Source organism: Flavobacterium frigidimaris (assembly GCF_002217275.1).
In the GTDB taxonomy this organism is placed as follows: domain Bacteria; phylum Bacteroidota; class Bacteroidia; order Flavobacteriales; family Flavobacteriaceae; genus Flavobacterium; species Flavobacterium aquidurense.
In genome coordinates, this window is sequence record NZ_MUGV01000015.1 from 322,835 (window position 1) to 346,223 (window position 23,389).

17 protein-coding genes are annotated in these 23,389 nt (G+C 34.9%); 15 read left to right on the forward strand and 2 right to left on the reverse strand.

The genetic code is table 11. From position 1 onward, the window contains the following. Window positions 1-47: 47 nt before the first annotated feature. Complete coding sequence (locus tag B0A65_RS08925) at window positions 48-854, reverse strand: AraC family transcriptional regulator (protein WP_074660548.1); 807 nt, start codon at window positions 852-854, stop codon at window positions 48-50. A 102-nt stretch (window positions 855-956) separates the two neighbouring features. Here B0A65_RS08925 and B0A65_RS08930 point away from each other — a divergent pair, with 102 nt between their 5' ends. After that, complete coding sequence (locus B0A65_RS08930) at window positions 957-2,165, forward strand: MFS transporter (protein WP_074660550.1); 1,209 nt, start codon at window positions 957-959, stop codon at window positions 2,163-2,165. Between the two features lie 70 nt (window positions 2,166-2,235). Here the strand turns inward: B0A65_RS08930 and B0A65_RS08935 are convergent, their stop codons facing one another. Further along, complete coding sequence (locus B0A65_RS08935) at window positions 2,236-2,625, reverse strand: SPOR domain-containing protein (RefSeq protein ID WP_074660552.1); 390 nt, start codon at window positions 2,623-2,625, stop codon at window positions 2,236-2,238. Between the two features lie 219 nt (window positions 2,626-2,844). On the opposite strand from B0A65_RS08935, the gene B0A65_RS08940 reads away from it, so the two are divergent. From B0A65_RS08940 to B0A65_RS23715, 14 genes are all read left to right on the forward strand, one after another. Next, window positions 2,845-4,179 carry a c-type cytochrome gene (locus B0A65_RS08940; RefSeq protein WP_074660555.1) on the forward strand — a complete coding sequence of 445 codons (1,335 nt, stop codon included), beginning with the start codon at window positions 2,845-2,847 and terminating at the stop codon, window positions 4,177-4,179. A gap of 32 nt (window positions 4,180-4,211) precedes the next feature. Continuing rightward, on the forward strand, window positions 4,212-7,265 hold the full coding sequence (locus B0A65_RS08945) for a TAT-variant-translocated molybdopterin oxidoreductase (protein WP_074660557.1): 3,054 nt from the start codon (window positions 4,212-4,214) through the stop codon (window positions 7,263-7,265). Window positions 7,266-7,298: 33 nt separating this feature from the next. Beyond that, entirely contained in the window at window positions 7,299-8,699 is a 1,401-nt protein-coding gene (gene nrfD / locus B0A65_RS08950) for an NrfD/PsrC family molybdoenzyme membrane anchor subunit (protein ID WP_074660558.1), read from the forward strand. After that, window positions 8,692-9,216, forward strand: a complete 525-nt coding sequence (locus tag B0A65_RS08955) for a DUF3341 domain-containing protein (protein ID WP_074660560.1) — start codon at window positions 8,692-8,694, stop codon at window positions 9,214-9,216. The genes nrfD and B0A65_RS08955 overlap by 8 nt, the downstream gene beginning before the upstream one ends. Before the next feature lie 8 nt (window positions 9,217-9,224). Beyond that, on the forward strand, window positions 9,225-9,770 hold the full coding sequence (locus tag B0A65_RS08960; protein ID WP_074660562.1) for a c-type cytochrome: 546 nt from the start codon (window positions 9,225-9,227) through the stop codon (window positions 9,768-9,770). Window positions 9,771-9,797: 27 nt separating this feature from the next. Next, the gene (locus B0A65_RS08965; RefSeq protein ID WP_074660563.1) at window positions 9,798-11,192 is read left to right on the forward strand and encodes a cation-translocating P-type ATPase; all 1,395 of its coding nucleotides are present in this window, start codon (window positions 9,798-9,800) and stop codon (window positions 11,190-11,192) included. 19 nt (window positions 11,193-11,211) lie between these two features. Next, entirely contained in the window at window positions 11,212-12,402 is a 1,191-nt protein-coding gene (locus B0A65_RS08970; RefSeq protein WP_074660565.1) for a cytochrome c oxidase subunit II, read from the forward strand. A gap of 31 nt (window positions 12,403-12,433) precedes the next feature. Then, window positions 12,434-14,236: a cytochrome c oxidase subunit I gene (locus B0A65_RS08975; RefSeq protein ID WP_074660567.1), complete on the forward strand. Its 1,803-nt coding sequence runs from the start codon at window positions 12,434-12,436 to the stop codon at window positions 14,234-14,236. Window positions 14,237-14,437: 201 nt separating this feature from the next. Further along, window positions 14,438-15,460, forward strand: a complete 1,023-nt coding sequence (ruvB, locus tag B0A65_RS08980) for a Holliday junction branch migration DNA helicase RuvB (RefSeq protein ID WP_055096839.1) — start codon at window positions 14,438-14,440, stop codon at window positions 15,458-15,460. Window positions 15,461-15,469: 9 nt separating this feature from the next. Further along, entirely contained in the window at window positions 15,470-16,285 is an 816-nt protein-coding gene (locus tag B0A65_RS08985; protein ID WP_074660568.1) for an alpha/beta hydrolase, read from the forward strand. Between the two features lie 61 nt (window positions 16,286-16,346). Continuing rightward, the gene (locus B0A65_RS08990; protein WP_074660570.1) at window positions 16,347-17,693 is read left to right on the forward strand and encodes a cytochrome P450; all 1,347 of its coding nucleotides are present in this window, start codon (window positions 16,347-16,349) and stop codon (window positions 17,691-17,693) included. Beyond that, entirely contained in the window at window positions 17,690-18,616 is a 927-nt protein-coding gene (gene queG, locus B0A65_RS08995; protein ID WP_074660571.1) for a tRNA epoxyqueuosine(34) reductase QueG, read from the forward strand. The genes B0A65_RS08990 and queG overlap by 4 nt, the downstream gene beginning before the upstream one ends. Window positions 18,617-19,457: 841 nt before the next feature. Further along, window positions 19,458-19,661, forward strand: a complete 204-nt coding sequence (locus B0A65_RS23120; RefSeq protein ID WP_123890305.1) for a hypothetical protein — start codon at window positions 19,458-19,460, stop codon at window positions 19,659-19,661. Between the two features lie 1,900 nt (window positions 19,662-21,561). Beyond that, window positions 21,562-23,313, forward strand: a complete 1,752-nt coding sequence (locus B0A65_RS23715; protein ID WP_242670256.1) for an immunoglobulin domain-containing protein — start codon at window positions 21,562-21,564, stop codon at window positions 23,311-23,313. Window positions 23,314-23,389: the final 76 nt, after the last annotated feature.

The following is a 23,389-nucleotide window of genomic DNA, read 5'->3' on the forward strand; positions in this document are numbered from 1 at the left end:
TTTTAACCGCTTTACTGAAATGTTTTAAGTATTTTCATTTTATTGGTTTAGAAAAACTCATTTAGATTATTTTCTAAAATATAATTTGAAGGAGTTTTGCCTAAATTTTTTTTAAACATAAAAATAAAGGCACTGGTTGTTTCGTATCCTAAATCTAAAGCAATTTCCTTAATTGATTGTTTTTCGCCTAATCTTTTTATGGCTTCTAAAAGTTTTAATCTTATTCGCCAATCACTAAAATTCATGCCTAATTCTTTAATAAATAATCGGGATAGTGTTCTTGTGCTCATAAAGGTTAAATCAGCATAGTGATCTATAGTGTATTTACCAGCTATATCATTCATTAAAAGCGAAATGATGTTTTGAAGTTTTGCATGGTTACTCGTAGGTAAAAAAGTTGAACTTGGTTCAATTAGGGCTAGTTCATCTATAAATACTTCCATAATTCTTTTTTGTGAAGATGTTGGGTTTTCGTCATTTTCAAACGAGATTATTTTAAACATCAGTTGTTTTATGAATACTGAAATATCGAAAGAGAAGCTATTTATTGGGAGAGCATCTGTAAAAGAAGGATCAATAAAAACGCTGAACAGTTTTACATTCTTTTGAAAAGAGACCTGGTGTTCAAGTCCGCTGGGAATCCATAAACCCTGTAATGGATTCACCACCCAAATTTGATTTTTTATTACCACATTCATGACGCCACTTGTTGCATAAAGAAGCTGGGCTCTCGGATGTGAATGTGATGCGCAAACGGCATCGGTGATTTTTTCGGTATAGCCTAAAATTGGCAATGATGGATTTATTTGAAATCCATAGTTCACAACAAGATATGTCTGATAATCGTTATTCATTGTCCAAATGTAGTAATTATGACACTATAATTAATTAGCATCTTTGCTAAAAATAATTTGCTATTATTTATTACCGTTAAAAAAAAATTAAAATAACAACTCATGACAAATGTTAAGGCACAACCGGAAGCGGTTCAAAAAACAATTTATTCCATTCTTTTTATTATTAGTTTTTCTCACTTTATAAATGATTTATTGCAAGCCGTGATACCAGCTGTTTATCCATTATTTAAAGAGAAATTTAATTTGAGTTTTACACAGATTGGTATGATTACATTTACTTATCAGCTTACGGCTTCTATTCTTCAGCCTTTTGTTGGTATGTATACGGATAAAAAATCTAAACCTTACTCATTAGTATTTGGGATGACTTTTACTTTAGTAGGATTATTTTTTGTTTCTATTGCTGATAGCTTTTCCTATTTATTAATTGCTGTTAGTTTAATTGGAATTGGTTCTTCTGTCTTTCATCCTGAATCATCAAGAGTGGCACATTTAGCTTCTGGTGGAAAAAAGGGCTTGGCACAATCCATTTTTCAATTGGGAGGCAATGCGGGAAGTGCAGTTGGACCTTTATTGGCGGCTTTAATTGTAATACCTCATGGACAATCTTACATTATTTGGTTTTGTGTTATAGCCTTGATTGGAATTTTTGCTTTGTACAGAATAGCGATTTGGTATACCGATCATTTGGAGCTAAAGCGCCAGAATAAGGCGGCTGCAAATGAAGTAATTACCCATCAATTATCTAAAAAAAGAGTTTGGTTTTCTTTGGGTATTTTATTGATTTTAATTTTTTCCAAATATTTTTATATGGCTAGTATAACCAGTTATTATACTTTTTTCCTAATAGATAAATTTCATTTGTCTATTCAGCAGTCTCAAATTTATTTATTTGTCTTTTTAGGTTCAGTTGCTGCCGGAACGCTTATGGGTGGCCCGATAGGTGATAAATTTGGGAGAAAATATGTGATATGGATTTCTATTTTAGGAGTGGCGCCATTTACGTTAATGCTGCCCTATGTATCTTTATTTTGGATAGGGATTTTGTCTGTAGTAATAGGGTTGATTCTTTCTTCGGCTTTTTCGGCAATTTTGGTATATGCAACCGAATTACTACCAAGTAAAGTTGGTTTGGTGGCCGGTTTATTCTTTGGATTTGCGTTCGGAATGGGAGGTCTTGGATCTGCAGTTTTAGGTAAACTTGCGGACTTGACAAGTATTGAATACGTGTTTAAGGTTTGTGCGTTTTTGCCGTTGATTGGTGTAATTGCAGGTTTTTTACCAAATCTTGAAAGTAAGAAAGTTTAGTAGGCTATAATGAAAACAAAAAAGCAACTCAATTGAGTTGCTTTTTTGTTTTCATTATTTTGAAAGAGAATTATTTGCTGGGTTTTATTAAAAATACAAGTTTGTATCTTTTTTTAATCTCTGCTAAATTTCGTTCTGCTTCGATTCTGGTTTTAAAATTTCCGACAATTACTTTATAGTTTGGTGTGTTGAAAATAATAGTACCATCGATGTCACTATTTTCTCTTTTAAAATCAGATAGTGTTTTTTTTGCTTCTTCACTTTTGCCGCTAAAAATCTGGATTTTATAAGTATCGTTTGTGCTTATTGACGTGTTAATTTTACGTTTATCATTCAATAATTGGTCAAATTTGGGATCTTGATTTAGTGTTAAATTTTGGTCTTGAGCATTAATGTTATAAGCTAATGTTAACATTGCGAATGTTAAGAAAACTCTTTTTGAAGGGGTTAAAATTCTCATAATGTGATGGTTTTTATGCAAAAATAGTATTTAAAGTTTGTATGGAAAATTTTAATATTATTTAGAATTGATATAAATTGATATTTAAGAGTATTTTAAGGTTTTGAGAATAGTTCATAAGTCGTATTTTTGTGCAAGTTTTAAAAGAAGGTATTCGTTTTTCTCTGATTTACTACAGAAAAAATCATACCAAAAATTAGTAGATAATTATTATACTATATGAAAAAGGTGGGTAACCATAATTCGATCTCAAGAAAATTGCTGCTTAGCTTATCGCTAACGCTGATTTTCTCCCTAACTTCATTTGCTCAAGATCCTGCTGCTGCTCCTGCGGCACCTGCAGCTGCTGCTCCTGCGGCAACGTCAGGCGGTGATCCAGTAAAAGGGAAAGAACTTTTTAATGCAAATTGCGCTGCATGTCACAAATTAGATGCTAAGTCAACAGGTCCTGCTTTAAGAGGGGTTGCTGCTAAGCATGAAATGGCTTGGATTTACAAGTGGGTACACAACAGTTCTGAAGTAATTAAATCAGGCGATCCTGTTGCTGTGAAACTTTTTGAAGAAAACAACAAGTCTGTAATGACTGCTTTTCCTCAGTTAGCAGAAGCTGATATTGATAATATTATCGCTTATACTTCTGAAGTTAAAGCTGAGCCTGCTGCTGGTGCGCCTGGTTCTGCTGCTCCTCCGGGGACAAAAGTTGAAGAAGGTGGAATTTCTAATAATATTATTTTAGGGGCGCTTGCTCTTGTGATGGCAATTTTAGTTATCATGTTGGTAATGGTTAATAAAGTATTGACAAAAGTTGCTAGCAAAAATGGTATTGAAATTCCTTCTAGAGAAGCTAGAACTCCAATCTGGAAAGCTTTTGCTAAAAACCAGTTCTTGGTATTAGTTTCTTCTATATTCTTGCTTTTGGCAAGTGGTTATTTTGTGTATGCTTTCTTAATGCAAGTTGGTGTTGATCAAAATTATGAGCCAATTCAGCCAATTCACTACTCTCACAAAATTCATGCAGGAGATAATGAGATCAATTGTAAATATTGTCACTCTGCTGCTCGTGTAAGTAAAAATGCTGGTATTCCTTCTTTGAATGTTTGTATGAACTGTCATAAAAATATTTCTGAAGTTGCTGAATCTACTGCTACTCCAGAGTACAGCAAAGCTTTTTACGATGCTCAAATTCAAAAATTATATGATGCTGTTGGATGGGATAAGACTAAACAGGCTTATACCGGAAAAACACAGCCTGTAAAATGGGTTCGTATTCATAATTTGCCTGATTTCGTGTATTTCAATCACTCTCAGCACGTAAATGTTGCGGGAGTTGAGTGTCAAACATGTCACGGTCCAGTGCAGGAATTTGAGATCATGAAGCAATATTCTAAATTAACAATGGGATGGTGTATTGATTGCCATAGAAAAACTGATGTTAAGATGGAAGGAAATGCATATTATGATAAAATTCATGCTGAACTTTCTAAAAAATACGGTGTAGAAAAATTGACTGCAGCGCAAATGGGAGGTTTAGAATGCGGTAAATGCCACTATTAATCGAATTATTAAGATTTTAATATTTATATACAATGTCATCAAACAAAAAATACTGGAAAAGTGTTGAAGAACTAGAAAATAGTTCTATTGTTGAGGCGCTTAGAAATAACGAATTTGTTGAAGAGATTCCTACAGAAGAATTCTTAGGGAATGCAGATGCTTTAGCTCAATCTGGAACTTCACGTCGTGACTTTTTAAAGTACGTAGGGTTTAGTACTGCAGCGGTTACACTTGCTGCTTGCGAAGGTCCTGTTCACAAGTCTATCCCTTATGTGTTACAACCGGAACAAATCATTCCTGGTGTTGCAGATTATTATGCAACTACTGTTTTTGATGGTTTTGATTTTGCTAACTTATTAGTGAAAACTCGTGAAGGTCGTCCAATTAAAATTGATAACAATACTATTTCTGGAGCTAAGTTTTCGGCCAATGCTAGAATTCATGCGTCTATTCTATCATTATATGATAGTATGCGTTTGAAAGAGCCTAAATTGGAAGGAAAAAATAGTAGCTGGTCTGCTGTTGATTTGAAAATAAAATCAAGTCTTGCTGATGCAAAAGCAAAAGGCGGGCAAGTGGTATTGTTGACAAATACTTTAGCGAGTCCATCTACTGAGAAATTAATAGGTGAGTTCATTGCTAAAAACCCTAATGCAAAACACGTTGTTTATGACGCGGTTTCTTCTTCTGATGCATTAGATGCATTTGAAACAGTTTACGGAGAAAGAGCTCTTGTTGATTATGATTTTTCAAAAGCTTCTTTAATTGTTTCTGTTGGTGCTGATTTCTTAGGAGATTGGCAAGGTGGTGGATACGATGCTGGATATGCACAAGGACGTATTCCTCAAAACGGAAAAATGTCTCGTCACTTTCAGTTTGAATCAAATATGACATTGTCTGGAGCTGCTGCTGATAAACGTGTCCCAATGACACCAGCTGATCAGAAACAAGCTTTAGTTTTAGTTTATAATATTATTGCAGGTGCTTCTGTTCCGGTTTCTTTAGATGCCAAATTTAAAACAGAAGTTACTAAAGCTGCTCAACAGTTAAAAGCTGCTGGTTCTAAAGGAGTTTTGGTTTCTGGAATTGAAGATAAAAATGCTCAATTATTAGTTTTAGCTATCAATCAGGTATTGGCTAGTGAAGCTTTTAATACAGCTGGTACAAGACAAATTAGAAAAGGTTCTAATGCGATTGTATCTCAATTAATAAAAGATATGAATGCTGGAAGTGTTCATACTTTAATCATGAGTGGTATTAATCCGGTTTATACGTTAGCTGATTCAGCTTCTTTTGTATCAGGATTGAAAAAAGTAAAAACTTCAGTTGCTTTCTCTTTAAAAGAAGATGAAACTGCTTCAGTTAGTACAATTGCTGCTCCAGCTCCTCACTACTTAGAATCTTGGGGTGATGTTGTGATTACTAAAGGAACTTATAGTTTAACTCAACCAACTATTCGTCCTATATTCAATACGAAACAATTTCAAGACGTATTATTATCATTAAACGGGGGTTCCGGAACTTTCTATGATTATCTTAAAGCTAATTCAGCTGGGATTATTGCGGGTTCTTCTTGGAATAAAGTTTTGCATGATGGTGTTTTTGTAATTGGTTCAACTGCTTTATCTGCAGGTTCTGTTGATTATGCTTCTGCTGCAAATGTAGTTTCAAAATCAAAAGCTGCGGGAGAATTTGAATTAGTATTATATACTAAAACAGGTTTAGGAGATGGACAACAAGCAAACAATCCGTGGTTGCAAGAGTTTCCAGATCCAATCACAAGAGTTTCTTGGGATAATTATGTTACAGTTTCTAATGCTGATGCTAAAAAACTTGGCTTAACAAATGAAATTGTTGCTAACGGTGGTTTAAACGGAAGCTATGCTACAATTACTACTGCTGACGGTTTAAAATTAGAGAATGTTCCAGTAATTGTTCAGCCAGGACAAGCTGTTGGAACAGTTGGTTTAGCAGTTGGTTATGGTCGTAAAGCGGCTTTAAAAGAAGAAATGGTTGTAGGTTTAAATGCTTACGCTTTATATAAAAACTTCAATAGTGTTCAGTCTGTTTCTGTTGCGAAAGCAAATGGAGTGCATGAGTTTGCTTGTGTTCAAGGGCAAAAAACATTAATGGGTAGAGGAGATATTATTAAAGAAACTACTCTTGAAATTTTCAATACTAAAGATGCTGAATTTTGGAACGAACAACCAATGGTATCTTTAGATCACGAAGAAGTAAAAGCTACAACAGTTGATTTATGGGAATCATTTGATCGTTCTACTGGACATCACTTTAACCTTTCAATTGATTTAAATGCTTGTACTGGATGTGGTGCTTGTGTTATTGCTTGTCATGCAGAGAACAATGTTCCTGTTGTAGGTAAAGCAGAAGTTAGAAGAAGTCGTGATATGCACTGGTTGCGTATTGACAGATATTATTCTTCTGAAAGCACATTTGCAGGTGATAACGAAAGAAAAGAGAATATTGCAGGTTTATCTAGTTCATTATCTACATTTAATGAAATGGAAAAACCTGGAGATAACCCACAAGTTTCATTTCAACCAGTTATGTGTCAGCACTGTAATCATGCGCCGTGTGAAACAGTTTGTCCTGTAGCTGCTACATCTCACGGTCGTGAAGGTCAAAACCATATGGCATACAACAGATGTGTTGGTACTCGTTACTGTGCGAACAACTGTCCATATAAAGTACGTCGTTTTAACTGGTTCTTGTATAACAAAAACAGTGAATTCGATTATCACATGAATGACGATTTAGGGCGTATGGTATTGAATCCAGACGTAAACGTTCGTTCTCGTGGAGTTATGGAAAAATGTTCAATGTGTATTCAAATGACACAAGCTACTAAATTAAAAGCTAAAAACGAAGGTCGCCCAGTTGCTGATGGCGAATTCCAAACAGCTTGTTCTAACGCTTGTTCTTCTGGAGCAATGATATTTGGTGATGTTAATGATAAAGAAAGTAAAGTTGCTAAATTAGCGGCTGATGAAAGATCATATCACTTATTGGAGCATGTAGGAACAAAACCTAATGTGGTTTACCATGTTAAAGTTAGAAATACTTAGAATAATTATTAATTAAGAAACATATAAAGGATTATGTCGTCTCACTACGAAGCACCCATTAGAAAACCTTTAGTTATTGGTGATAAATCATATCACGATGTAACTGTAGATGTAGCTGCACCTGTTGAGGGGCCTGCAAACAAACAATGGTGGATTGTATTTTCAATCGCATTAATAGCCTTCCTTTGGGGGTTAGGTTGTATAATTTACACCGTATCTACCGGTATCGGAACATGGGGATTAAATAAAACAGTTGGTTGGGCCTGGGATATCACGAACTTCGTTTGGTGGGTTGGTATTGGTCACGCTGGAACATTAATTTCTGCGGTATTATTACTTTTCCGTCAACGTTGGAGAATGGCTATTAACCGTTCTGCAGAAGCGATGACTATCTTCTCTGTAGTTCAGGCAGGTTTATTTCCAATTATTCACATGGGGCGTCCATGGTTAGCATACTGGGTTTTACCTATTCCAAATCAATTTGGGTCTTTATGGGTAAACTTTAACTCACCATTGCTTTGGGACGTATTTGCAATTTCAACATATCTTTCGGTTTCATTAGTTTTCTGGTGGACTGGTTTATTGCCTGATTTTGCAATGCTACGTGATAGAGCGGTTACTCCTTTTACAAAAAGAGTTTATTCTATCCTAAGTTTTGGATGGAGTGGTAGAGCTAAAGATTGGCAACGTTTTGAAGAAGTATCTTTAGTATTAGCTGGTTTAGCTACTCCTCTTGTACTTTCTGTACACACGATTGTATCGATGGACTTTGCTACTTCTGTAATTCCTGGATGGCATACAACAATTTTCCCTCCGTACTTCGTTGCTGGAGCGGTATTCTCTGGATTTGCAATGGTAAACACATTGTTGATCGTTATGAGAAAAGTATCTAATCTTGAAGCTTATATTACAGTACAACATATAGAGTTAATGAACATTGTAATCATGATTACGGGTTCTATAGTTGGTGTAGCATATATTACTGAGTTATTTGTAGCTTGGTATTCAGGGGTAGAATATGAACAATATGCATTCTTGAACAGAGCTACCGGACCTTACTGGTGGGCATATTGGTCGATGATGACTTGTAACGTTTTCTCTCCACAATTTATGTGGTTCAAGAAATTAAGAACAAGTATCATGTTCTCATTTATTATTTCGATTGTAGTAAACATCGGAATGTGGTTTGAAAGATTCGTAATTATTGTTACTTCTTTACATAGAGATTACCTTCCATCTTCTTGGACAATGTTCTCACCAACATTTGTTGATATTGGTATTTTCATCGGAACAATTGGTTTCTTCTTCGTATTGTTTTTATTATACTCTAGAACATTCCCTGTAATTGCTCAGGCAGAGGTTAAAACAATTTTGAAAGGAACAGGAGATAATTACATTAGAGAAAGAGCAAATAAAGATTCACATCATGAGTAATAAAGTAATATACGCCATTTATAATGACGATGATATTTTGATGGATGCAGTAAAGAAAACCAGAGCTGCTCATCATCATATTGAAGAGGTTTTTACTCCATTCCCAGTTCACGGATTGGATAAAGCTATGGGTTTAGCACCAACAAGATTAGCAATTTGTGCATTTTTATATGGATGTGTTGGTATTTCTGTTGCAACAACCATGATGAGTTATATCATGATTCATGATTGGCCGCAAGATATTGGAGGAAAACCAAGTTTTAGCTTCATTCAAAATATGCCTGCATTTGTGCCTATTATGTTTGAAATGACAGTATTTTTTGCTGCCCACTTAATGGTTATCACTTTTTATATGAGAAGTAGGTTATGGCCATTTAAAGAAGCTGAGAATCCTGATGTAAGAACAACAGATGACCATTTTTTAATGGAAGTTGCTGTAAATAATAACGAAGCAGAACTAGTTTCTTTTTTCGAAGGTACAGGAGCTGTTGAAGTTAAAGTAATTGAAAAGAATTAATTGTAGCTATGAAAAGGATATATAAAATAACACTTTTAGTTGGTATAACTATTTTAGTTTCATCTTGCCACAATAATTCGGCACCAAACTATCAGTACTTCCCTAATATGTATGAGTCTGTAGGTTATGAAACTTACTCAGAGGCAAACATATTTAAAGGTGGAAAAGAAGGACAGCTTCCTGTTGTAGGAACTATCAATAGAGGTTTTGAGCCTTATGAATATGAAAATTCAACTGCTGGTTACGAATTAGCGAAAGCTAATTTAAAATCACCTTTAACTGAAGAAGATAGAAATTCTGGAAAAGGGAAAGAACTTTTCGAAATTTACTGTATTAGTTGTCATGGTGCAGCTGGAAACGGTAAAGGTAAATTGGTTGAAAGAGAGAAATTTCTTGGAGTGCCTAGCTATAAAGACAGAGTAATTACTGAAGGAAGTATCTTTCACGTTGAAACTTATGGTTTAAATGCAATGGGTTCACATGCAAATCAATTAAGTGCCCACGAACGTTGGTTAGTTGCTGACTATGTTCTAAAACTAAAAAGCCAATTATAATTGTTGAACAAACTGATCGTAATAGATATGTATACATTTTCAAGTAAATTAAAAACTTTTTCTATCATCCTAATGGCCCTTGGTATATTAGGAATTGGATATGGTTTTTTAACTGCTCCTAAAGATATTCAAGAAGTTGAGAAAATTCTAGCTGCAGATGCGCATGGATCTCATGGTGCTGCACATGAAGCAACAACAGAAGCTTCACACCAGGAAGCTGGACATCACGAAGCTGCAGAAGCTTCACATGAATCTCACAATGGTGGCGAACACGCAAAAGTTGATGCTGCCGATGAGCATAAAGAGCATTTAACGCATGTATTGCACCAATTGCAAAATAAGCCTTGGTCAGCATTATATGTTGCATGTATTTTCTTCTTGCTGCTTTCTATGGGAACTTTAGCATTTTATGCTATTCAACAAGTTGCTCAGGCAGGTTGGTCTCCGGTTTTGTTTAGAGTAATGCAGGGAATCACGGCTTATTTGCCTGTTGGTTCTATCATTTTCTTTATCATTTTAATTCTTTGTGGATTACACTTTAATCATTTATTTGTATGGTTAGGTGAAGGTGTAACGGATCCTAGTAGTGCAAACTACGATAAAATCATCGCTGGTAAAGATGGTTACTTAAACTTTCCTTTTTGGATTGCCAGAGCTGCTGTATTCTTATTAGGATGGAACTTATACCGTTATTATTCAAGAAAAAATTGTTTAGCTCAAGATGATGCTAATGATGATCTATACTACAAAAAGAACTTTAAGCAAACTGCTGGTTTCTTAGTATTCTTTATTGTTTCTGAATCTATTATGTCTTGGGATTGGATTATGTCAATTGATCCACACTGGTTCAGTACTTTATTTGGATGGTATGTATTTGCTTCTTTCTTTGTAAGTGGTATTACTGCAATCGCATTAGTTACGGTATATTTAAAATCAAAAGGATATTTAGAGTATGTAAATACAAGCCACATTCACGATTTAGCTAAATTTATGTTTGGTATCAGTGTTTTCTGGACTTATTTATGGTTCTCTCAGTTCATGTTAATCTGGTACGCAAATATTCCTGAAGAGGTAACTTATTTCATAACAAGAATTCAATTATATAACTTGCCATTCTTTGGTGCTGTAGTTATGAACTTCGTATTCCCGTTATTAATATTAATCAATACAGACTTCAAACGTCTTAGCTGGGTTATTGTAATGGCTGGTGTTGTTATCTTACTAGGTCACTATGTAGATTTCTTTAATATGATTATGCCTGGTACAGTTGGAGATAAATGGTTTATTGGAGTTCCTGAAATTGCATCTATTCTTTTCTTCTTAGGTTTGTTTATTTTTGTTGTATTTACTGCATTAACTAAAGCTCCTTTGTTAGCAAAAAGAAATCCTTTCATTGAAGAAAGTAAACATTTTCATTATTAATATTTAAAGAAGTAAACAGATGACAAGTTTGTTGGTAATTATAGTTTTAGTTTTATTAGCAATTGCATTGTGGCAATTGACCAAGATATTTGATCTTACTCAAGTAGGATCTTCTTCGGACGATTCTCAGGTTGCATCAGATAATGATAATAATGTTCAGGGATATGTTATGTTTGGCTTTTTAGCTTTCATTTATATATTTACGATTTACGGTTTACTAAAATGGGGGCACTTAGCTCTTCATACTCCTGCTTCAGAGCACGGTCTTTTAGTAGATAATTTGATGAATATTACTTGGGTTTTAATTTTTGTAGTTCAATTTATTACTCAAGGTTTGCTTTACTGGTTTTCTTTTAAGAATAGAGGACATAAAGACAGAAAAGCATTATTCTTTGCTGATAGTAATAAATTGGAAGCAATTTGGAGTATTATTCCATCTGTAGTTTTGGCTTGTTTAATTCTTTACGGATTGTATGCCTGGAACAACATCATGTTTGTTGATAAAGATGAAGATGTAATTGAAATTGAATTATATGCTCAACAATTTAAGTGGACTGCAAGATATGCTGGACATGATAATGTTTTAGGAAAAGCAAACGTACGTTTAATTGAAGGTGTAAATACTTTAGGGGTTGATATGTCGGATCCTAATGCTCAGGATGATATTGTAGTTTCAGAATTACATATTCCAAAAGGTAAAAAAATACATTTCAAAATGCGTTCTCAAGACGTTTTACACTCAGCTTATATGCCTCACTTTAGAGCGCAAATGAACTGTGTTCCTGGAATGGTTACTGAATTTGCTTTTATTCCAACTTATACAAGTGCTGAGTATAGAGAGTTACCATTTATGATAGAAAAAGTTGCCAATATCAATAAACTTAGAGCTGAAAAAAGCGTTGAGTTAGTTGCAAAAGGCGGTACAGCTTTAGATCCTTATACATTTGATTATTTATTATTATGTAATAAAATTTGTGGAGCTTCTCACTACAACATGCAAATGAAAGTAGTAGTTGATACTCCGGAAGATTATAAAAAATGGTTAAGCGAAAAAACTACTTTAGCTCAGGATATTAAAGCTGCTGAGGCTGCTAAAAAACCAGCTGAAGGAGAAGGAGCAGAAGCTACTACAGATAGTACTGCTAAAGATACTGTAAAAGCAGTTATTGATACTGTAAAAGCGGTTGTAGCTAAAGTTACTATGAAATAATATTTATTAAGAAAATTTAAAGTACACATATATGTCAGCAGAAGCGCACGATCACGATCACGGACACGATCACGAGCACGAACATCATCATAAAGACACGTTCATTACTAAGTATATATTTAGTATTGATCACAAAATGATTGCTAAGCAATACTTAATTACCGGTATTATCATGGGAATTATTGGTATTGCAATGTCTTTGCTTTTCAGAATGCAATTAGCATGGCCAGAAGAGTCTTTCAAAATCTTTAATGTTTTATTAGGAGATAAATTCGCACCTGATGGTGTAATGGCTAATGATATTTATTTGGCCTTAGTTACAATTCACGGTACCATCATGGTATTCTTTGTACTGACGGCTGGTTTAAGTGGTACTTTTAGTAACTTACTTATTCCACTTCAAATTGGAGCAAGAGATATGGCTTCTGGATTCATGAACATGATTTCATACTGGTTATTTTTCTTATCTGCTGTAATTATGTTATCTTCTTTATTTGTTGAAGCTGGACCAGCTTCTGCAGGTTGGACAATTTATCCTCCATTAAGTGCTTTACCACAAGCGATTCCAGGTTCTGGAACAGGTATGACTTTATGGTTAGTTTCGATGGCTATCTTTATCGCGTCTTCTTTGATGGGATCTTTAAATTACATTGTTACTGTTATCAACTTAAGAACTAAAGGAATGTCTATGACCAGACTTCCACTTACAATCTGGACTTTTTTCGTAACAGCTATCATTGGTGTGATCTCTTTCCCAGTATTGTTATCAGCTGCTTTATTATTAATTTTTGATAGAAGTTTTGGTACTTCATTCTTCTTATCAGATATTTATATTGCAGGAGAGGTTTTACATTATCAAGGTGGTTCTCCAGTATTATTTGAACACTTGTTCTGGTTTTTAGGACACCCTGAAGTTTATATTGTAATTTTACCAGCAATGGGACTTGTTTCTGAAATTATGGCTACGAACTCTCGTAAACCAATTTTTGGATACAGAGCGATGATTATGTCAGTTCTTGCAATTGCATTCTTATCTACAATTGTTTGGGGTCACCATATGTTTATTTCAGGTATGAATCCTTTCTTGGGATCAGTATTTACTTTTACAACCTTATTGATTGCAATTCCATCTGCTGTAAAAGCTTTTAACTGGATTACAACTTTATGGAAAGGTAATTTACAATTTAACCCTGCAATGTTGTTTTCTATTGGAATGGTTTCTACTTTCATTACTGGAGGTTTAACTGGAATCATTTTAGGAGATAGTACTTTGGATATTAATGTTCATGATACATACTTTGTAATTGCTCACTTTCACTTAGTAATGGGTATCTCTGCACTTTATGGAATGTTTGCTGGTATCTACCACTGGTTTCCTAAAATGTATGGAAGAATGTTAAATAAAAATTTAGGTTATATACACTTTTGGGTAACTGCAGTTTGTGCTTATGGAGTATTCTTTCCAATGCACTTTATTGGATTAGCTGGTTTACCAAGACGTTATTATACAAATACAAACTTCCCATTATTTGATGATTTGCAAAATGTGAATGTTTTAATTACAACATTTGCTCTTGTAGGAGGTGCGTTCCAATTAGTATTCTTGTACAACTTCTTTAGTAGTATTTTCTATGGTAAGAAAGCAGTTCAGAATCCATGGAGATCTACAACATTAGAGTGGACTACTCCAGTAGAACATATCCACGGCAACTGGCCAGGTGAAATTCCTCATGTATACCGTTGGCCGTATGACTACAGTAACCCAAATCACGATGTAGATTTTGTACCGCAAAATGTACCGATGAAAGAAGGTGAAGAAGTTTTACACCACTAAAAATATTTAAAAGAGACCATCTGAAAAGATGGTCTCTTTTTGTTTTATTATAGTTAGGGTTTGGCCGTAAATTATAGTTACAGAAATGTAATAATATTAAATATTGGGAATTTAAGATATTAAAATTTAATCCCGTTATTCCGGAATATTATTTGGAATTTAAGTATTTTACAAACTGATTACTTTGTCTATCTTTGTAAAATGAATGAGAACCTAGATCCCACTACAAATGGGTATAACCCAGAAGAATTAGATCTTGAAAAAAGATTACGTCCGTTATCATTTGATGATTTTGCCGGACAAGATCAAGTTTTAGAGAACTTAAAAGTTTTTGTTGCAGCTGCCAATCAACGTGGTGAAGCTCTTGATCATACACTTTTTCATGGGCCTCCCGGATTAGGGAAAACTACCCTGGCCAATATCTTAGCGAATGAACTTGAAGTTGGAATTAAAATTACCTCTGGTCCTGTATTAGACAAACCTGGTGATTTAGCTGGTTTACTAACAAATCTTGATGAGAGAGATGTTTTATTCATTGATGAAATTCATCGTTTGAGTCCAATTGTTGAAGAGTATTTATATTCGGCAATGGAGGATTTTAAAATTGATATCATGATCGAATCAGGGCCAAATGCCAGAACGGTACAGATCAATTTGAATCCTTTTACTTTAATTGGAGCAACAACACGTTCAGGATTATTAACGGCGCCTATGCGTGCACGTTTTGGAATCTCATCACGATTACAATATTATACTACGGAACTTTTGACAACTATTGTCGAGAGAAGTTCTTCTATACTTAAAATGCCAATCTCATTAGATGCTGCTATCGAAATTGCTGGTCGAAGCCGTGGAACACCTCGTATCGCTAATGCATTGTTACGACGCGTACGAGATTTTGCACAAATAAAAGGAAACGGAACTATCGATCTGGAAATTGCTCGTTATGCATTAAAGGCACTTAATGTTGATGCACATGGTCTTGACGAAATGGATAATAAAATTTTGTTGACTATCATTAATAAATTTAAGGGCGGACCTGTTGGGCTGTCAACTTTGGCTACAGCTGTATCTGAAAGTAGCGAAACTATAGAAGAAGTTTATGAACCTTTCTTGATTCAGGAAGGATTTATTATGCGAACTCCAAGAGGAAGGGAAGTTACAGATAAAGCTTATAAACATCTGGGAAAAATTAATACCAATATTCAAGGTGGATTATTTTAAAAACATGCCATGAGGAATTTCGTTTTATTTTTACTGTTTAGTTGTTTAATCTCTTTTGGTCAAACCAGGAATTTTCCACATCTCGCGTATGGAAAAGCTCCTCAACAGACTGTAGATTTATATATTCCTAGCGGAAATTTAAAAGATTTGCCTGTTGTTATACTTCTCCATGGAGGAGCCTGGTCCATGGGGGGACTTGAGTATACTAGCAAACATGCTCAGGATATCTGTAATAGAGGGTTTGTTGTTGCCAATGTGGATTATCGTTATGTTGGTGATACTATTTCTGCCAAGGATTTATTAGCAGATATCGAATCAGCAGTCAATTATGTTTCTGATGTTGCTAATAAATACGGTTATGCTAAAAAAGGATACCATATTGTTGGAATTAGTGCAGGAGCGCATTTAGCTTTATTGTATGGTTATACCAAGAAAAACATGAAGTCAATAACGGCACTTTGCGCACCGTCAAGATTAGATTCTCCTGAAACATTGGAATTTATTATAAAAAATGGTAATTTGAGTATTATCGAAAAATTAGCTGGTGCCAAGTTAAACTTGAATGCAAAAAATCCTGCATTTATTGCAATAAGCCCTTTCGATACTATTTCAAATGTACCAACATTATTAATACACGGTGATGCTGATGCTTTGGTAAATGTGAGTCAATCTAAAAATCTTTATTCAGAATTAAAAAGCAAAGATGTGGAAACAAAACTACTAATTAGAGAAGGTAAAGGTCATGATGTAGGAATGAATACTCCTGATACGGAAGCGCAGAATATAACCGATATTACAAACTGGATCACAAATCATAATAAGTAATTTTCGTAAACTTAGAAAATAGTAGTAATATTGAGTACGGGTTATTTTTAATTCTATCAAAATGTCTGAAAACAGAAAATATAATTATCCACGCAGACTCTCAATATTGAGATTTTTTCTGGATGCGGAAGGAGTACGCAAGAATCCGATTCCGTTTCATAAAAGGTATTTTGATAAATTCGGAGATTCTTTTTCTCTTAAAATTGGTCCTTCTAAGTATATAATTTTGTCCCGAGATAATGAGATTGCTCAATATATTTTACAAAAGAAGCAAAAGAATTATCATAAATCTAAATTTCAATCCGTATATCTTTCTAAATATTTAGGGAAAGGACTTCTAACTGTTGATGGAGATTTTTGGCTGAAGCAAAGAAGATTAATTCAGCCTGCGTTTCATAAGCAAAAAATGAATCAGCTGGTTGAAAATATGAATCAAACTATTGCTTTGGAACTTGAAGGTATAGTAGAAGAAAAATCGATTGCTCTTTTTCCTGTAATGAGTCAGTTGGCCTTTAATGTTGTGGCTAAATCTCTATTTCAGCTTTCAATATCAGAAGAGAAACTGAATCGGATAAAATTTATTATCGAAGAAGTTCAGAATTTTTTAATTAAAGAGATTCGGCTTCCGCATAAAGCCTGGTGGTTTTCCTTAAGCGGACAAGTGAAAAAACATTTGGAATTAGCCGAAGAAAATAATAGAATTATTAAAGAGATTATTGATAAAAGGGTAGCTTCCAAAGAAGAAATTAATGATTTGCTCAATATGCTTTTAGAAACCCGGTATGATGATACTGGAGAAGGAATGTCAGTTAGTCAATTAGTTGATGAAATAAAAATTCTGTTTATAGCCGGTCATGAAACGACTGCAAATGCATTGACTTTTACACTTTATCTTTTAGGAAAAAATCCTGAAGTGCAGGAAAAAATATTTAAAGAAGTTACAGAGGTTGAGCTGCAAACAAATGATATCGCAGAACAACTTCAAAAGATGCCCTATACAAATGCGGTTTTAAATGAATCCATGCGTTTATATCCTCCAGCTTGGATTACCGATAGGCAAAATGTTGAAGACGATATAATTGGGGATTATAATATAAAAAAAGGAACACTTATTGGGGTTTCCTTTTATGAACTTCACCGAAATCCTAAGTATTGGGAAAATCCTGAAGAATTTAATCCTGAGCGATTTCTTGGAGAGCAAAAAAAGCAATCCATTCAATACTTTTATCCATTTGGCGCTGGACCAAGAATGTGTATTGGAGCTGGATTTGCTATTTATGAAATGTGTTTGACCATTTCTCATATTGTAAAAAAATACACTATTGAATCTGTTACTTCGGATATAAAATTTAATCCGCTAATAACGTTGAAACCTGTGGGAGTAGAAGTTATATTCTCTAAAAGATGACGATCAATTCAAAAGAGACATATTCGAAATTTATAAAAGCTGAAGCAAAACGACTTGGTTTTCTTTCTTGTGGTATATCTAAAGCAGGATTTCTTGAGCAAGAAGCACCTCGACTTGAAAATTGGTTGAAAAACAATCAAAATGGACAAATGGCGTATATGGAAAACCATTTTGATAAACGATTAAATCCAACATTACTAGTTGATGATGCAAAAAGCGTAGTTTCATTTTTACTTAATTATTATCCTGAACAATCTCAGAATCATGAAAGTTTCAAGATTTCTAAATATGCTTATGGACAAGATTACCATTTCGTCATCAAGGAAAAATTAAAAGAATTTCTTTATTCGATTCAGGAAAATATTGGAGATGTTTCGGGTCGGGCTTTTGTTGATTCGGCTCCTGTATTAGATAAAGCTTGGGCTGCTAAAAGTGGATTGGGCTGGATTGGTAAAAATAGCAACCTATTAACTCAAAAAGTAGGTTCGTTTTATTTTATTGCAGAACTTATCCTTGATTTAGATTTAGAATATGATCATGCTACTACAGATCATTGCGGTTCTTGTACTGCGTGTATCGATGCTTGTCCAACCCAGGCAATTGTTGCTCCGTATGTTGTTGATGGGAGCAAATGTATTTCCTATTATACCATTGAGCTAAAAGAGAATATCCCTTACGAGATGAAAGGAAAATTTGATGAGTGGATGTTTGGTTGTGATACTTGTCAAGATGTTTGTCCCTGGAATCGTTTTTCAAAACCACATTCCGAGCCATTATTTAATCCTAATCCTGAATTGCTTTCTTTTTCAAAGAAGGATTGGATTGAAATAACGGATGAAACTTTCAAAAAAGTTTTTAAAAATTCTCCAATTAAACGAACCAAATTTGATGGTTTGAAACGAAATATTAATTTTTTAAAATAGAAAACAGGTTCAATGTTAAATCTGGACTTTTTTCTTTTTATGAACTAATAATTTACTTCCAAAATTTAGATCTGGATATTTTATCTGGACTTTGAAAGAAAGACACATTTTTTGTAAGAAGCTCTTTTGCAATTTAATAGATGTGTCTTTTTTGTGATGTAAGAAATGAAATACAGCATGTGTACTTTGTCGATATTTTTTATCGACGAACGGTAAATTTGCTCATGGTTTGTTTTATTGACAAGCAGTAATTTTGTTTTAAATAGCTGCTAATTAAGGTATTATTTCTCTTACTTATAGAAATGTATATGCTGTTTGTGAATTTTGAAAGTAAAACTATTTTTAGTTTTATTTTAAATGAAAAGTATTTTTTAAGTCGAGTTTAAGTATTTGATAATCAGTAATTTTTTCCTGTAGTATGATGCTGTATTTTTTAAATAACGAAATGGAGATGATAAAAACATCTTCTAGTGATATTTTTCTTATTTGTAAAAAACGAATTTAATACCTAACCAAAAAAAATTACTTGAGGCAAGAATATGATTTAATATATCGTGAAGAAAAAGTAAACAAATGTTAAAAAGAAATCTTGTTTTTTTAGAATTCAATTTTGTAAGATTTTTTGCGATTTTGTCAGGTAATTTGATACAAAAGCGATTGATTGATATAAAATTAAGAAATTTTAATGTTTTTGTTGATGAATATATAAGTTTTTGAATATTCGCAGTTGCATTTAACTGAAAATAAGTGTAATTCACCGGTTTTATATGTAGTTTGTCGACTAATATAGCTAGTTATTAATGGTTTATCTATTTTCGCCGCACCAAAACTACTATAAATTATGAGACTATTTTTAGGTCTTGAACCAATTGTTCAAATGGTTCAATCATTTTTTGAATTGAAAATAAAATCGTACTTCAGATTTTCTTTTAATTTAAAATCCACTCCTCATAGTTTTTCGTATCTCTCCTATATCCTGAAAACCAATATTGGTTCTTTAGTTGACACTATTTGTACTCCTCAAATCTCATTTGCGTATGCGTAACTTTACTTTTAGAAAACTTAATTCAGTTAAGTTATTTTTTATTGTTTCAGCACTTTTATTAATAAACTCATCTTTGTTTGCTCAAATTTGCGGTACGCCAGGAGTTGATGGACCGGCAGCGGTATCAAATTCTGTAAATACTTACTATCCTGCAGGAGCTAACATAACACTGAATGCAGGAACCACATCGGTTGTACTATCAGGTGTGCCTGCAACTGATCAATACGGAAACAATTTTGGAACAATTCCAATCTCGGCAGGAGATTTGATTTTGATTATCCAAATGCAGGATGCTACAATCGACTATACAAATACGACAAATTACGGTTCGGGAACTCCAAATAGTGGCCCTGATAATTCAGGAGGTACGGGATTTTCCCTTTTAGGAAATACCGGTATTTTTGAATATGTAATTGCTACGAACAATGTTCCACTAACAGGTGGAAATTTGACCTTTAAGGGTACTGGAACAAATAATGGTGTGCGAAATAGTTTTTACAATGCCGATGCATCTAATAATAGAGGAAAAAGAACATTTCAAATTATCAGAGTACCTCAATATTCTAATTTAACGCTTACATCTAATATCACCACGCCACCTTTTAATGGTATAGCAGGTGGTGTTATTGCTTTTAACGTTTCGGGTACATTCAACTTTGCAGGATACACTATTGATGGAAGTGCTAGGGGATTTCGAGGAGGATATAGCCCCAGAGCAGGCTCGGGCGTTAATAATTCGACGACTTATGTTGGGGAATCAAGTTTAACAAATATTTCTGGAAAAGGAGAAGGAATAGCTGGAACACCTAAATATATGTGGGATGGTTTTAATCAGGTAGTTAATCTGGTTGAGGGACTGCCGGGAGGATCTTCAGGAAGAGGAGCCCCTGCTAATGCCGGAGGTGGAGGTAATGACCACAACACCGGTGGTGGTGGTGGTGGAAATGGCGGATTTGGTGGTGTTGGTGGTGCCGGATGGCAAGGTGGCGGTGGAGATTTGTTCTCCAATAATCTTACTGGAGGAGGAAGACCTGGTTTTCGATCTTATCTTACTAGTACTCCATTTCCCCGACTTATAATGGGAGGCGGTGGAGGTGCCGGTGATGCCAATGATGCTTCTACTGGTGTAAAAGGTGGTGTTGGAGGAGCAATTATTCTTATAAATGCTGGAAATGTTTTAGGAAATGGTACTATTTATGCAAATGGAGGAAAAGGAGCTCCGGGAACTTATTCAGGTTCGCCAGATGGAGCTGGAGGAGGAGGAGCCGGAGGAACGGTTTTATTAAATGTTTCGAATAATAGTACTGCAAACATTCGAATAGAGGCCAACGGAGGAGCAGGAGGAAATACAGAGAATGACAACAATAATGAACACGGACCTGGTGGTGGTGGTGGTGGTGGAATTATTAGCCATAATCTTTCGGCATCAGTAACTATAACTTCTAGTGTTCTTGGTGGTTTAGCTGGTAAATCGAACGCGGGTAACGGAAATAACCATGGAGCTCAAGACGGAAAAGTAGGATATGTGTCTAGTTTTACAGTAAATGATATACCACCAAATTTACAAGTTAATGCAAATTGTTTTCCTAGTTTGGAAACTAAAGTAAAAACGTTAACAACAACTTCAGTTTGTAATTCAATAAATGAAAAAGTCTCATATGAGATTAAAATAAATAATACAGGTGCAGGAAATGCTGCCGGAGTTGTTTTAGATTTTAAATTTCCAATAGGTATGGAATTTGATTCAGCTTCTGCTACATACTCTGCTGATGCCTCAGGGCCGTCAGGAGCTTTAGCTAATTCTGCTGCAGGTACAGCTAATAATCCAGTATTCGGAGGTTTTAATATTGCGAAAAATGGAGTTGTTACAATAACCTTAGTTGGAAAAGTAGCAGCGTCTATGACAGCTGGTCCCCATAGTTCAAATGCTCAGGCTTTGTATCTTGATCCGACACGTACAGCTACACATGCATCCAGAACAATTACGGCATATTTGGATGGCTATGGAAGTGCAAATAAAACTTATGAAGGTGCTAGTCAATCAAATGTTCCTGGAGCTAATTTTAATGGGACTAGTACAACAGCAGATGATATAACTATTTTAGCTTTGCCGTCAATACCGACAACTACTACTACACAATCAAGTTGTTCTACGCCAACAGGAACTATTACAGTAAATACTCCTGCTAATGGAACTGGTATATCTTATACAATAAGAGGATCAAATCCAGTAACAACACCAGTTACAAATTCAACAGGTGTTTTTTCAGGATTAGTACCAAATAGTTATGTGGTAACAACTAATGCACAAGGATGTACTTCACTTCCTACCTCTAGTATTACTATTAATTCAGTGACAGGAGCACCGACAGCAAATGGAGTTTCTATTTGTCAGGGTGGAACCGGTACATTAACAGTTACTTCTACATGTGCAGGAACAATAGAGTGGTTTACAGCTTCTTCCGGTGGGTCGGCAATTTATACAGGGGCTAATTTTAATCCAGTATTAGTTGCTAATTCAGGATTATCTAATACAAACACAGCTGGAACAAAGACTTACTATGTTGCATGTTCCGGTTCTAGTTGTAGAGCGGCTGTTGATTTCGTAATTAAAGAAATACCTGCAATCACAGGAAGTACACCAGCATCAAGATGTGGAGAAGGAACGGTAACTTTAGGTGCCACAGCATCAGGAGGAACAATTAATTGGTACGCTGCTTCATCTGGTGGACCATCATTAGGAACAGGAACTACTTTTATTACACCAAGTTTATCAGCATCAACTTCTTATTATGTAGAAGCAACTAATAATGGTTGTACTACGTTAAGCAGAACTGAAGTTCGTGCAACAATAAATATTGTGCCAACAATTTCAGCAATAGAAAGTTCGAGATGTGGAGCTGGGACTTTAACATTAAATGCCGTAGCTTCAACTGGAGCAACTGTTTATTGGTATGCCGATTCAACAACAACTACATCATTAGCATCAGGAGAGAGTTTCACTACGCCAAATTTATCAACTACTACGACTTATTATGTAGGAGCAACTATAACTTCTACGGGTTGTTCGACAGCATCTAGAGTTGCCGTTGCAGCAGTTATTAATAATGCTTCTACAATTGTTTTTACTAGCGGCACACAAAACCCTTCAGTTTGTGGAGGAGCAGCAATTCCAAATGCCGTTTATACTTTTGGAGGAAGCGCAAACAATGCTACAGCATCAAATTTACCAAATGGATTAGTAGCAAATGTTGATCTTAATGCAAAAACTGTTACTATTTCAGGAACGCCAACGGCAAGTGGGACTTATACTATTGCAACTGTTGGGCATACATCTCCTTGTTCTGAAGCTTCGATTACGGGAAGTGTGACAGTGACTCCATTTCCAGGAACGGCAAATAATACAACAAGTACAGCAACAATCTGCGAAGCGACAACCAAAACCCTTTCGGCTACACCGGCAGGCGGAACTTGGAGTGTTGAATCTGGAGGNNNNATCCTTTTGCGGGAACGGCGAGCAATACAACTACTACCACGGCAATCTGTGAGACAGCAACGAAAACCCTTTCGGCTACACCGGCAGGTGGAACTTGGAGTGTTGAATCTGGAGGCGGAACTATCGCGGGCTCTGTTTATACCCCGGCAGATGTAACAACTGATACAACAGTTACTATAAAATATACCGTTGCAGGCAATGGAAGTTGCGCGGCATCAAGCTCTGATGTTAC

Excerpts from the sequence above, each read along its gene's own strand:
- B0A65_RS08935 (WP_074660552.1), bottom strand. The coding sequence starts at position 2,625 with ATGAGAATTTTAACCCCTTCAAAAAGAGTTTTCTTAACATTCGCAATG.
- B0A65_RS08925 (WP_074660548.1), bottom strand. The coding sequence starts at position 854 with ATGAATAACGATTATCAGACATATCTTGTTGTGAACTATGGATTTCAA.
- ruvB (WP_055096839.1), top strand. The coding sequence starts at position 14,438 with ATGAATGAGAACCTAGATCCCACTACAAATGGGTATAACCCAGAAGAA.
- B0A65_RS23120 (WP_123890305.1), top strand. The coding sequence starts at position 19,458 with ATGAGACTATTTTTAGGTCTTGAACCAATTGTTCAAATGGTTCAATCA.
- queG (WP_074660571.1), top strand. The coding sequence starts at position 17,690 with ATGACGATCAATTCAAAAGAGACATATTCGAAATTTATAAAAGCTGAA.
- B0A65_RS08930 (WP_074660550.1), top strand. The coding sequence starts at position 957 with ATGACAAATGTTAAGGCACAACCGGAAGCGGTTCAAAAAACAATTTAT.
- nrfD (WP_074660558.1), top strand. The coding sequence starts at position 7,299 with ATGTCGTCTCACTACGAAGCACCCATTAGAAAACCTTTAGTTATTGGT.
- B0A65_RS08975 (WP_074660567.1), top strand. The coding sequence starts at position 12,434 with ATGTCAGCAGAAGCGCACGATCACGATCACGGACACGATCACGAGCAC.
- B0A65_RS08970 (WP_074660565.1), top strand. The coding sequence starts at position 11,212 with ATGACAAGTTTGTTGGTAATTATAGTTTTAGTTTTATTAGCAATTGCA.
- B0A65_RS08985 (WP_074660568.1), top strand. The coding sequence starts at position 15,470 with ATGAGGAATTTCGTTTTATTTTTACTGTTTAGTTGTTTAATCTCTTTT.
- B0A65_RS08955 (WP_074660560.1), top strand. The coding sequence starts at position 8,692 with ATGAGTAATAAAGTAATATACGCCATTTATAATGACGATGATATTTTG.
- B0A65_RS08940 (WP_074660555.1), top strand. The coding sequence starts at position 2,845 with ATGAAAAAGGTGGGTAACCATAATTCGATCTCAAGAAAATTGCTGCTT.
- B0A65_RS08945 (WP_074660557.1), top strand. The coding sequence starts at position 4,212 with ATGTCATCAAACAAAAAATACTGGAAAAGTGTTGAAGAACTAGAAAAT.
- B0A65_RS08960 (WP_074660562.1), top strand. The coding sequence starts at position 9,225 with ATGAAAAGGATATATAAAATAACACTTTTAGTTGGTATAACTATTTTA.
- B0A65_RS08990 (WP_074660570.1), top strand. The coding sequence starts at position 16,347 with ATGTCTGAAAACAGAAAATATAATTATCCACGCAGACTCTCAATATTG.
- B0A65_RS08965 (WP_074660563.1), top strand. The coding sequence starts at position 9,798 with ATGTATACATTTTCAAGTAAATTAAAAACTTTTTCTATCATCCTAATG.